This is a genomic window from Pseudomonas sp. GW821-FHT11G12, assembly GCF_058808055.1.
In genome coordinates, this window is record NZ_JBXARH010000004.1 from 61,654 (window position 1) to 74,222 (window position 12,569).

A 12,569-nucleotide genomic window follows, 5' to 3' on the forward strand; every position below is an offset into this window, starting at 1 on the left:
GCGAAGAGTCCTTTTGCGAGTGATGAATCAGGCGTTGGCGGTCTTGCGAAGCGGTGTCTGAGTATTCGACGCATCGGCATAGAAGCGCTGCGCGACATCGGGATGGGAGCGCAGTCGGCCCTTCAAATAATTCCAGCCGACGTCACGGAACAAAGGATTGAGCGGATCGCTCGCCGGTCCCCGCGCTTCGCGCAGCAGCACAGCTGGCAGCGGGTACAGCGGCACGACCGCGTCGAGTTGCGCGCCGAGGAAAAACGCGATGGACAAGCGCTCGCTACCCGCTGGCGGCGAAACCACGCGATGCACCGTGGCGCGCAGATAACCGTTGGTGGCCAGTTCCAGCAGCTCGCCGATGTTGACCACCAGGGTGTTGTCGCGAGGCAACGCATCGATCCAGCGACCTTCTTCGATTTCCACTTGCAGACCGGCCTGCTGGTCTTGCAGCAGGAAGCTGAGGAAGCCCGAATCCTTGTGCGCGCCGACGCCCTGATTGCTCGCCTTCGAGGGCTGCCCGGGATAGCGAATCAACTTGATATGTTCGTTGGGTTTATCGCCATACAACTGGTCGAAGGCGTCTTCCGGAAGCGCGAGCGCCTGGGCAAACGCACGCAGCAGGCGCAAAGACATTTGGGTCATTGCTTGCTGCCAATCGAGCAGCAACGGCTTGAGTTGTGGCAGCGTTTCCGGCCATTGATTGGGGCCTTGCAGGCGCGCCCACAGCGGACTGTCGGCCGTCAACGGCAAGACGTCACGCTCGGCGCCCAGATCGAACTGTTCACGCTGATCGGGCTGGCCGCGAGTGATCTCCGAAGCGGCGCGGTTGTAACCGCGAAAGTGCGGGGAATTGACCATGCCGACGGCGGTTTTCTCGTTGTCGGGCAAGGCAAAGAATTGGCGGGCGTGGTCTTGCACTTGCTGGAGCAAGCCAGCGTCGATGCCATGGCCGGTCAGGTAGAAAAACCCGACGTCGCGCGCGGCGTGGCGCAAGTCATCGAGAAAGGTCTGGCGCTGCTGCGGCGTACCGTCGAGCAGGGACAGGTCGAGGATGGGTAATGCGGTGATGTCTGAGGTGTGCGGCATGATTCACTCCCGTGTGAATCAAACCTGAAGAGCCTGTGATCGATTCAGCGTGTGCCGTCATGGCAATCGGGGGTCTGTCGGTTTGATGCTTTGATTCGTCTGTGAATCAAAACTAAACGATATATAAAACTCCGAACAAATATCTTTTTTGCATTAGCTTAGGTCTGTCTATCGAGGGGGCTCCACTGACCTCAGGACCGACCGCGGCAATCGACTTGCCGTTACCGTCGGTCCTGAATCGGCTGACTGCTACAGACCGACGCGCTTCAACCCTTCGCGCATGCCTTGATCGGCCTGTTCGCACCATTGTTTGAGGGTGAGGTTCGGCGGCAGGTTGCTTTCCAGGCTCTTGTATTCCCCATCCGTGAACACTTCGCCTTTACGGCCAAACTGTTCGTTTTTGTCGCCGTCACGCTTGTCGAAATCGCCAGGCATGTTGCCAACGAATGCAACCATCTTGTTGGCGTTCTCGGTGCTATCTGCTTTCAGGAACCCCTTGTCGACGCAGCTTTTGATCAGGCCTGACATGTTGCGGCCGTTGTCGTATATCCCTTTCAGGGTGGCGGCGTCTTGCCCTTCGGCGTGGGCGAGCATGCTGGTGCCAAAAGCGGCTGCCATGGCGAGAATCAAAGAAGCGGTCTTCATATTTATTCCTTTAAATGTTGGAGGGTTTTGAACTCTGCTTTGGTTGAAGCATTTCTTATCAAAAAACGCGCCGAAAAGGCCGCGTCATGAAGATGGCAATCAATGTACAAGTATGGTTTTAGCTGACAACGGCACCTTTGGGCCCGCTGGCAATCAGCGCCGCCCCACAGGCTGTTTTCATGCCGTCGAGCGCGATGGGCACACCATCGACGGTGTAGGTGCTGCTGCCCTCGGCAATCGGAAAAATCCCTTTGCACAACGGGCAACTGACCTTGTGGCCGACCCCGGCAATCGGCTTGCCGTTGAGGTCGGTCCGGGAGAAGGCTTCGAGCACCTTGCCACCGTGGGTGGTGGAGTCGCCGAGGCGGATTGCGTCTTTCATGTTGTCACTCCTTTGACCAGGTTACTCAGCCATCCAGACGTCTTCGTACCCTTGGGTATCGATGATGAATTTGGCGCCCGTGGGTAAACACAGATATTTCATCACCAGCGGAAGCATTTCGGGTAAGTGTTCAATACAAACCGGCTGGTAAAAATCAATCGCCGCTGAATGCGTGCCGCCGTGGATGAACCAGCTGACATTCCCCCCATCCGGCAAACAAACGCGTGTGCCATAAATGGGTGTATTCCCTAGCGACTCGATGGCGATAGCGACCATTTCCTCGGGAGGAAGCACAGACATCCCGTATTTTTCACAGATCGCGTTCTGCGCAGCACTGGGATAAACCCGCTCATGTTCGCTCACAGCCACTCCTTGTTTGTTGATCCGATTCCATTCGATTGTGGGTTCAGGGTCGTCAGCCTTCGAGCCACCAGTTCAACAGCGTCTCGTCATCATCGTCATCCAGGTTCTGATAGATGTTGGCGTAATACCATTGAATCCCGGTTCTATCGCGAAATCGGTCAAAAACCTCGTTGATCTTGTTCATCCCGTTGCTCGCTGGAACAGCCAACGAAAGATTGCCCTCAAACACGCCGTCCAGCGTTCCACCCAGTTCACGCAGCACATCGACTTCCAGCTCAGCGATATCCGCAGCACGAATGGAATCGGCGTAGATGTGAATGCAAAAGTTACCACCTCGTTCAAGCACCACCGCATGGGTGTTTTTATTTTTGATCGATATGACGTCTCCGCGAGCCATATTCAGCGCCAGCCCGGGTGAGGACAGCAGTTCATAGGCTGTCGCGCCTACATGACGAGCCGGGAGCTCCTCGTATACCGGACCATCAGAGTGGCTGCCTGCAAATACCTTAATATGAACAGGGTTGGTTTTGTCGGCTATGCGAAAACTCAGCTTTGTATCGTTCATATTCGCCTAACCCCGGACCACACAACTGTTTCCAACGAGGTAAAATCAATACCCTTGAAATCGATTGCCGCATCCCTGAACGCCTGAGAACAGATCAGACTATCACTTCCTGACACCTGTCTCCCGTACTTGAAAAGATCGAATTTCCAATCATCACCGAGAATTAATTTTTTGAACCTGATTGGCCTGCCCTTTTCCTCTACAAACGTAGAGGCTGGATCGCAGTTTGTCCGTACATCCAACTCATCGAACAACACAGCATTGTAATGTTTTGAGGAAGTGCGTTTTCCGCCCTCCGAAAGCACGTCAATCCTGACCCTATCAACCACATTCACGTTGAAGCTATTGCAGGCGGCTAAAAATTCGTCACTCACCACATAAAAAAATTTCGAAACGCTTCGAATATCGAATTCATAGTTTTCATCTTTGGAAATTAAAACCATGCCCTCCGGAAAGGGGGTACGCGGCCCGGGCTTCCCCCTTTCCGCGTACCAGGGAAAAAAACCAAATTCAACATCTCTTGTGCAGGAATAATATCTGTCGAAAAGATCAGCACGTAAAATCCCGGCGGACAGCCTTGCTCCTCTTTCTGTGAAAGCACATAAAAATTCATAAACTCTGTGCTCGCAGTCAAATAGGTCTCACGCCCGACCAGATCACATCCTTCAGAGGAGTGAAGTTCACCCCTTTGATCCCCTCCGCGAGCTTCTTGAACTCACTGGAACAGATAAGCGTATTACTACCTGAAATCAGCCCCTTGAACTTGAACAGATTCCGATTAAAGCCTGCTGGCAATACAAGCTTTTTGAATCTGAAAATCAACCCATCCTCCTCTATAAAAGTCGATGCCGGGTCAGTTTGCGAGCGCGCATCCAGTTCCTCAAAAAGAACAGCATTGTAGTTTCTGGATGAAATACTTTCTCCAGCTTTGGAAACCACCTTGATTGGCACCGAATCAGTAACAGCAACATCCATCTCGCTGCAAACAGACATGAATTCGTCACTGACTATATAAAAGCGGGCAATGCTACGTATATCAAAGTCATAGAGCTTGTCTTTTGAAATAAGCACCATGCCTTCTGGATAAGGCGTGTGCGTTTTGTAATGAATTTTCTCCGCGTACCACGAAAAAAAACCATGCTCAACGTCCTTGGTATCTGAATAGAACTTATCGTATAGATCCGCCTGCAAGAATCCGACCGGGCAACCGGACTCTTCTTTTTGAGAAAGCACAAAGTATTCCATAATCCCTTCTCCCTGCTTATCTAAGTCTGCGCTGTGTTGTGCCAGGTACGGAAAGACTGGCTCTCAGTCTTGTCTGAATCGCGGATATCTGAGTTCGCGCCTGCGCTTCGTCAATCACACCAGCTTCATATTTGCTTCTGACGGTCGTTACCATGTTGTTAACCATCGGGCTGTAGACCTTACCATGCGACCCACAGTGGTAAAAAACACGCTTGGTTTTCTTGGCCTGATCGGCACTGTCGGGCATCAACAATCCGTTTTCCTTTTTATCGCGTTCTCCACCCATCCCGATATCCGAGAAGAAGCTGGCCTGCCGTCCCCATACTTCCTCGGGAATCAGGTGATGGGCCTGCATCTTGTCATGGGTTTTTCCGCCCAGTGCCCGATTGAGTGCAGTGCTGCAAAGACCGTTCGGATCGACCCACTGGGTCGGACTGATTGCATATTGATAGAAGTTGATACCACCCGCGTACCCGATCGGATCACGAGAAACGAAGCGACCGACGTCTGGATCGTAGTACCGGTGACGGTTGTAATGCAGGCCGGTCTCATGGTCGTGATACTGACCCTGGAAGCGAAATGGGTTTTTCAACCCTTGCTGCAGCGCTGATGATGAGCGCTGTTCAATCGCCCGCCCCCACACTTTGTAATGAGCGCTCCAAGCCACATTCCCTTGCTGATCGGTCATTTCCTGGGGTGTACCGAGGTGATCACACTGATACCAGGCAATCGCATCAAACGGGGGCGGAACCGGAGCGTGATTCCAAAGTGGATCCTCGTCCGCCGCGTAAACGTCACCGTATTCGGGTTGAGGCACCAGACGAACAGGCTGCTGACTCAGCGCCTGTGCCACGGGGTTGTAGGTACCAGGTTCGTAAATGTAATGAACCGTGCGTCCGGTATCACCATCCAGCTGCGGGGGACTGCTCTCCCACGCCAGATTGTCACCATCCCAACCGAACATCGTGAAGCCACAGTCATGCTCACGTTGTTTACGTGCATGTTCATTGCTGTTCCACAGAGAGCCTGCCTCTGGACGATGCTTGTAGTGCGCTCGAGAGTTCTTGTGCAGGCGGCGACCTAACGGGTCGTATGCATAATCCACCGACAGACGATCATCTTCGAAATGCACCAGGCGATCGAACAGGTCCCATCGCATTTCGCAGACGCTGCCGTTACTCCAGCGCTTGATCTGATTGCCGCGCTCGTCGTACTCATAATTCGTGCCCGCGTATTCACGCAACACGTTATCCAGCAGTTTGCTTCGCGCAGGCTCTTGGTCCAGAGGCCGGCGGATTTCAAAGGCTCGTTCATCCAGGAGATTCCCGGCAGGATCGAACGCAAAGGTTTCGACCCCTATACGCGTAACGGCATTGATCAAACGACCGACAGGGTCATAACGATAGGAAAGCGGGCCCCGACGACTGTCATTGATATCCGTCAGTTGACCAGCGGCATCGTATTGGTAGTCACGCTTGAGCAGCACCGATTTGTCGGCACTGCGCTCCAGCACCTGAGCTTGCAAGCGCCCGGCCGGGTCCCATTTCTGCGTTTGCAACAGATGATTTCCTTGATGGCGAGCGACTTCACGGTGCAAATCGTCACGCTCGAATCCGGCCAGTTCATGGTCATCCAGACGCAATCCCAGCAGGTGGCCGCTGCCGTAGGTCAGCCAACTGACTCGGTGGCCATCGGGGCGCAGGGTTGCAACGCGTTGATTGAGTGCATCGTACTCATGCTGCCATATGGCGACCATCGGGCTCTCGAGGCCCAGATAGTGTTGATGCTCACGCAGGATGTTACCCGCCAGATCATGGAACCACTGCAAGCGGCTATCGGCGTTGCAAGCCATGATCAGTTTGCTGTTACCGTCGTAATCGAAGGTTTCGCTTTGCTGCTGATCACCCAGAATCGCTCTGCGTTCGATCAAACGATTCATTGAGTCAAAACGTATCTCGACGCAATGTTCACCGTTGTAGATTTTCGCAAGCCGCCCGGTTTCGGGCTCGTACGAATAACGGGTTGAACGCCCGTCAAAAGCTGTTTCTTCAAGTAAACGACCGACCGGGTCGTAGTTGAAGTGAGCACGACGTTCGTTCTCGTTCTCCAGTGCAATCAGTCGACCGAGCTTGTCCCAGCGATAACGAACGGCATGCTCCAGCGCATCCACCCGCTCGGCGATCAGCCCCGCCGCGCTGTACTTCCAAGTTGTGCAACGATCCAGACCATCGACATGGGCCAGCAATCGGCCCTCGGCATCACGCTCGAAGCGCTCCTCGGTCTTGTCCGGGTGCATGATCAACGTCAATTGCCCGGCACTGTATCGGTATTCGGTACTGTGGCCGGCAGCGTCCGTGAAGCAAATCATCTGGCCGCGTTCGCTGTACTCCCAGGCACTGGTCTTGCCTGAACAATCGACGTACTCCACCAATTGCCCGGAAGCGTTGTAGGCCAGTTTCTTTTCATTGCCGTTGGCATCTTTGACCGAGGTTGGCATCCCGGCCGGGTTGTAAGCGTATTCGGTCTTGTTGCCCAGTGGATCGACGCTCTCGACAAGGTTGCCAGCGTCGTCATAGGCCCTTGTCCATTGCCCGCCCTCGGCATCGCTGATCTTGATCAGTTGGTCGAGATCGTCGTAGGCGAAGTGGACCACCGTGTCATCGGTGCGAATGTGTTCGAGAAGATTGCTTCGTTCATCATAGCTGTAGCGATCCGAGCGCCCATCGGCACGGACGTGGCGGATCACGTTTTTTGCGCTATCGCGGAAGAACCAGTCAGAACGATCGTCGGCGTGCCGAATACGGTAGGTGTAACCCAGACTGTCAAAGTAATGCCAGGTCTCATGACCGAGCGCATCCGTGACGTACACCAGTCGAATGTTTTCATCCCATTCCAGACGGGTATCGAAACTGCCGTCATCCGCCCACTCACGAACTGCCTTGGCGTCTGCACCATGACCCAGCCATTGCAGGTTCATGCCGCGCCCGGTGCGATCGGTGTAACGGGTGATCAGGTGATGCTGGTACTGATAACGCCATGCAGCACCGTTTTCATCCTGTGCCTGAACCAGATCGCCCGCCGAATCGTAAACATAGGAACAAAGCTGACGCAGAGGCTCACCGTCACGGATCTCCCAGAGCCCGGTCAAGCGCCCTTGTCCATCAATCATCGTGCCGAGGTGCAGATGCACCTTGCCCGGATCCCCCTCGTACGTAATCAGGTCGGACAGTACTGTCCGGTCACCGTAGCGATGCTCGTAATGCAGCATGATGCCGGCGCCGCTGCGCAACTCCACACCGACCAGCAGAAACTGCTGGCCACGACGGACATAGGTTTCCTTGCGTTCGAAACCACGGCAGAGCAACAGCTTGTCGTCACTAACGCGGACAACCGTGAGGTTTTCGATCGCGTCGTAATGGAACAGGTCAACTTTGGGCAGCGGATAGTCATGGCTGCGGCCATCCGCATCATGGAACTGCAAGGCACCGTCAACGAGGTCGAATCGTGTGGTGAACGAAGTGATCCATCGTGCACCCAAATCGCCTTGGTCATAGGTATCCAGATCCGAGCTGTAAATACGCGTCCACTCGATCGGGAACGGGCCGGTCAAATTGAAATCCGTGTGAGCAATGCTTTCGGAGCCCACTGCAAAGCTGATGCTGTCGCAGGTACCCGGGCAGGTACCGTTTTTTTCAGCATTGGGTTTCTTCTTCGCCGGGACTTCCGTTTTCCTGACTTCAGTTCTGCCCTCACCTGCCCTGTGTTTGGCCTGGCTCGTTCCGCCGACTTTCACGTGACCGGCGACACCACGCCTGTTACGCAGATTCCAGGCCTCGACAGCCTTTGTCAGTACGATCAGCAGCGCGCCGATGGAAAACGGCATGTTCGGATTACTGAGCTTTTTCAGTTGAGCCTTTAGCTCCGGCCCCATGGCAACCAGTATCTTGGTTTGATCGTGAACGAGCTTCTTGGCTTCCCGAGGCAACAGATGCTTTGCAGCGCTATTGACTACGCCCTTTCCCGCGGCCTTATAGACATCGAAGGCTGCGTCAAAAATATTGCTGATGGCCTTGCCGGGATCGTGCAGGAGTTGCCCCCCCACACCGTCCATTTTTTTCCCTGCTCGCTTGAGGTCAGCACCGGCATCAAGTTCAGCATCGACAACAGCGTTCAATCCCGTGGCAATCTGCTTGAGGAACTCTTCACCCTTTTGCCCGGCTTTATCCAGCAGATCAGGCAAGGCAGATTGGGCGGTCTTAACGAAGTGATCAATCTCGCCAACAATCGTTGCGTTCAAGTGACCGGCAATCACGTTGATCAACGCGTCGCCCAAAAGCGCCTTGCCAGCCACCTTCATTTCCTGCCGAACCAGGTAAAGCGTCGGTCGAAGGCTCATGCGTGCGGCAGCCATATTCGCAGGGACAGGTATTACACCGATAAGGTCGATGCCCAGGCTGACCCAATCCAGCGGATCGCGCTTTTCACTTCGAGATAAAACGGCAATGTCATTCAAGACATCGACCAACGCCATGATGTTGCCAACTACCGGCAGGGCTCCGGCGACATATTTGATTCGCTCGAGGGTGACGTAACCGCCACTGACTTCCTGCAGCCATGCATCGAACTTGGCAGCATCGCGTCCGACATCCGCTACTTGAATCTGATTCAGTGGCACGACAGCAACTTGAGACTCTCGGCTTTGTGTTGCGCTTGCGGTAGTCATGACAGCATCTCACTTGCAATCAGCCCAGGGGTTTTAAGCGAGGATTTCGGTAGCGCGGGTGCTGGCAGACTCGGCAACTTGCCCGCCTTGCTCGCCGCCCCGAGCAGCCCGGAAGCACTCGGCATCGCCGCACTCGCTAGTTTCGGCAGCCCCGCCGCTCCGCCCTGCACGGCGCCTTTCACCTGCTGCGCTGTTTGCATCGCGCCTTGTGCGGTCTGCATCGCGCCCATCCCTGTCTGTGCCAATTCCTTGCCCTTCTCCAACAGATCCCAGTTCTTGCTCGGCAGCGCCTGCGCCACCATGGCCTGCACCTGACTCGGCACGTCTTCGGCACCCGGCGGATTCAACGGCCATTCCGGTTTGCCGATGTAGCTGCCTTCACTCCAGGTATCCGCCGGATCCTTGCCGAACAGCACGCGCGCCGGCCCCGGTGCCGCGCCGGCGACGCTGGCGAAACCCTTGCCGTCGAGCTTGCCTTTGATGCTTTTACCCAGCGCATCGATGACTTCGTAATCGCCTTCCTTGATGCCTTGGCGCCCGGCGTACTGGTTGAACAATTCGAGATTGCCCTTGCCCGGTTTCGGCGGTTCCGGGAACACGCCCGCCAAGGATTTCGCCCCGGTGTAGGCGAAGTTCGCCGCGTGGGCGGTGTACGGGCCGCTGGTGGCGTGGGTGATGCCGCCGGCGTTGTAGGTGGTGGCGCTGCCGCCGCCCTGGATCACCAGTTCGGTCTTGGCGGTGATGGTGATGCGGTCGGCGTTGGCGGTGATGTTGAGTTTGGCCAGCAGGTTGATGCTGTCCTTCAGTGCCTTGACGTCGATGTCGCCGGACGCCGCCACCAGCCGCCAGCCCATGCTCTGCACGAACAGGCGCATGCCGCGACTGGCGCTGGCCAGCAGGCGTTTGCCGACGGAAAAACTGGTGTGCCCGGTGCTGCTCAGCGCCAGGTGTTCGCCGGTGGCGATGTGGCTGGAGCGCGGTGTGGTCAGGGCGATACCGGCCGGACTGGCGAGCACCAGATGCGGCTCGGTGAACTCGGGGAATTCGTTGGCGGTGAGGTTTGCCGGACCCGAGCCGAGCACGCCTTGGTGCTGCGCGTGCAAGGCCTTGGCCACGTCGTCCTGGTCGCCCGCTTCCTGGGCTTGCAGCTCTTTGGCCTGCGTGGCGAAACCGTCCTGTTGATCGCTGGCGGTGGCGAGGCGCTCGGCGGTTTCCGGCAGATCCTTGTGGTGCTTAGATTCGTTCGGGCGCGGTTCGGTGGTGATCAGCAGACCGGCGCCGGCACGCACCGCACCGTGGCGGTCAGTGCGCAGTTCGAAACCTTCGCCGCGCGGCTGACCACCGCTCGGGCGCGGATGAGTCAGGTAACCCAAGTTGATCGCACTCGCACCATGGTCACTGCGCAGCGCGATGCTGATCTCGCTGGTGGTGTCGTCGATGCGCAGTTCGTTGGCGCGGCTGCCCTTGTATTCCTTGCTCTTGACCGTGGCCAGGGTCTTGAAGTCCGGCAGTTTGTACGGTGGCAGGTTGGCGCCGTGGTACAGGCAACCGGTGATCAGCGGCTGGTCGGGATCGCCTTCGAGGAAGGTGATCAGCACTTCCATGCCGACCCGCGGAATGTTGATCGAGCCAAAGGTTTCAGCCGCCCAGCTGGAGGCCACGCGCATCCAGCAGGTGGTCTTGTCGTCGTGCTGACCTTCGCGGTCCCAGAAGAACTGCACCTTCACCCGGCCGTACTGGTCGCAGAAGATCTCTTCGCCTTCCGGCCCGGTGACCACAGCGCTTTGCGAACCGAGGACCTTGGGTTTCGGGTGGTCCAGCGGCGGACGGTACGGCACGTCCCACGGGATCGCGTTGAAGCGGTTGCGGTAGCCCTGATGGAAATCGTCTTTGTTGTCGGTGGTGTCGCTGGTCACCGACTCTTCCAGCACTTGCGGCTGCTTGCCTTCGTGGAAGATCTCGGTGAGCAGCCACAAGTCATTCCAAGTCGGGTTGGCGTGGTCGGTCAGGGCGAGAAAATGACCGGTGACCAGGATCGGCTGATCGCTGTTACCTTCGGCCAGACGATAGTCGCTGCGATGACGCTCCAGCGCACGATTGGCCAGATGCCGGCCACGGTCGCGATCAACGAAACGCCCCGGATAATCGTAGTCTTCCAGATCCGGCTGAGCGCTGCTCTTGGCATCACTTTCCAGCTCGATCTTCGGTTTGACGAAGTCGTAATCGCGCCGCGTAGTGCGGCTGGTACGGGTCGCCAGGCGCAGGCCGAAACGCTTGACCACCGGCTTGTCCGCCACCAACCCGGAGTCCTGCTGATAGGCCACCGGCGCCAGTTTCGGGAACACCGTCTGGTCATCGCCGAAAGTCAGTTTGTGGCCGCTGGACGTGTGCTGGAAGTGGTAGTGAATCCCCTCCTCCTCACACAGGCGCTGGACAAAATGCAGGTCACTTTCATCGTACTGCGTGCAGTAGATGCGTTCGGGATAGATCGCGCTCAGCTGGAAGTGATAGTCGCTGGCGAGGATGCCGTGCTCTTCCAGCACCTGGCTGATGATCTGTTGCACGGTCATCTGCTGGAAGATGCGCTGGTTGAAACGGTGCGCGAGGTACGAAAGCTGCGGGCGCAGCGAGATCTTGTAGCGGGTCAGTCGTTTGCCCGCCTCGCCTTGGGCGATGCTGTAGATCAGCCCGTGAATCCCGCTGCCGCTCGGCGACAGCTGAAGAAACGCCAGTTTGTGCAGCAGGCTTTCGAGGTTGATCGAGGCCTTTTCGCTGACCAGTTCCAGCTCGAATTCGAAGGGCGTGTTGAGGGCCTCCCGACCGGTGAACGACAGCACCTGGAAATCGCTGTCCGCGCCATCGATGGTCAGGTTGAAATGAGCCTGGTTGGCCGGTGAGAACATCCCTTGTTCCTCGCGCAGTGCTGCGACAGTCGCCAGCGCTTAAAGGAGCTGGCAACGAAAATTCTTTAAGTAATGAAGGTGCCTCGACCGGCAAAACCGGTCGAGGCCGTACAACCATCAGTCGCGATTAAACGACTGGAGCACGCCAGTCATCGGAACCCGAGGTACCGGAGACTTCGTGGGTCCAGGTGATTTTGCGATAGGTGAACTGCACTTCTTCCAGGTGGGTGAAGTGCGAATTGCCTGGATCCTGGCAGTTGTGCATTTTGTTGTTGATGGCGACGATGATCGCGTCTTCCAGTTTGGTGGTGTAGTAGTGCTCTTGGGTGCCTTGCGCCGAAGTGCGGTACCACTGGATAACGATTTCGCTCATGCGCTCGCCGGAGGTCAGTGCTGCTTGCAGCAGAGGCGAAGCCTTGTCGTAGACCTTGGTGATCACGACTGGCTTGTGAACGCGCTGACCGGTTGGCTGACCGGATTGCGGGTCACGCGGGATGATCACGTCGTGGGTGAAAGCCTGAACCATGACCTGGTCTTCGTGGCCTTCCTGATAGGTGTTGCCAACGGAGTCGGCGGTGAAGGCGCCGGCAGTGATCAGGCCTTGTTTTTCGCCGGTAACCGACATGTACGCTGGTGTTGCCATGGGGTGTGCTCCTTGCTCAA

The 12,569-nt window shown here is 56.5% G+C and carries 10 protein-coding genes; all 10 read right to left on the reverse strand.

All coding sequences use genetic code 11. The features are described 5' to 3' along the window. Positions 1 to 27: 27 nt before the first annotated feature. Positions 28 to 1,080: an isopenicillin N synthase family dioxygenase gene (locus AC1RR7_RS14530; RefSeq protein ID WP_493157829.1), complete on the reverse strand. Its 1,053-nt coding sequence runs from the start codon at positions 1,078 to 1,080 to the stop codon at positions 28 to 30. Positions 1,081 to 1,329: 249 nt separating this feature from the next. Further along, positions 1,330 to 1,725 carry a hypothetical protein gene (locus AC1RR7_RS14535; RefSeq protein WP_192560619.1) on the reverse strand — a complete coding sequence of 132 codons (396 nt, stop codon included), beginning with the start codon at positions 1,723 to 1,725 and terminating at the stop codon, positions 1,330 to 1,332. Positions 1,726 to 1,843: 118 nt separating this feature from the next. Then, positions 1,844 to 2,107, reverse strand: coding sequence for a PAAR domain-containing protein (locus AC1RR7_RS14540; protein WP_096821618.1), 264 nt, complete (start codon positions 2,105 to 2,107; stop codon positions 1,844 to 1,846). A gap of 21 nt (positions 2,108 to 2,128) precedes the next feature. Beyond that, complete coding sequence (locus AC1RR7_RS14545; protein WP_255261940.1) at positions 2,129 to 2,470, reverse strand: immunity protein Imm33 domain-containing protein; 342 nt, start codon at positions 2,468 to 2,470, stop codon at positions 2,129 to 2,131. Positions 2,471 to 2,522: 52 nt separating this feature from the next. Further along, entirely contained in the window at positions 2,523 to 3,008 is a 486-nt protein-coding gene (locus AC1RR7_RS14550) for a DUF4265 domain-containing protein (RefSeq protein ID WP_208491909.1), read from the reverse strand. Positions 3,009 to 3,031: 23 nt separating this feature from the next. After that, positions 3,032 to 3,478: a hypothetical protein gene (locus AC1RR7_RS14555; protein ID WP_493157830.1), complete on the reverse strand. Its 447-nt coding sequence runs from the start codon at positions 3,476 to 3,478 to the stop codon at positions 3,032 to 3,034. Between the two features lie 187 nt (positions 3,479 to 3,665). Next, entirely contained in the window at positions 3,666 to 4,280 is a 615-nt protein-coding gene (locus AC1RR7_RS14560) for an Imm43 family immunity protein (protein WP_096821615.1), read from the reverse strand. 16 nt (positions 4,281 to 4,296) lie between these two features. After that, complete coding sequence (locus tag AC1RR7_RS14565) at positions 4,297 to 9,003, reverse strand: RHS repeat-associated core domain-containing protein (RefSeq protein ID WP_096821614.1); 4,707 nt, start codon at positions 9,001 to 9,003, stop codon at positions 4,297 to 4,299. Then, the gene (locus AC1RR7_RS14570) at positions 9,000 to 11,906 is read right to left on the reverse strand and encodes a type VI secretion system Vgr family protein (RefSeq protein ID WP_493157831.1); all 2,907 of its coding nucleotides are present in this window, start codon (positions 11,904 to 11,906) and stop codon (positions 9,000 to 9,002) included. The genes AC1RR7_RS14565 and AC1RR7_RS14570 overlap by 4 nt, the downstream gene beginning before the upstream one ends. Before the next feature lie 127 nt (positions 11,907 to 12,033). Further along, positions 12,034 to 12,549 (reverse strand): Hcp family type VI secretion system effector, encoded by a 516-nt coding sequence (locus tag AC1RR7_RS14575; protein WP_007918282.1) that lies wholly within the window; start codon positions 12,547 to 12,549, stop codon positions 12,034 to 12,036. Between the last annotated feature and the right edge of the window lie 20 nt (positions 12,550 to 12,569).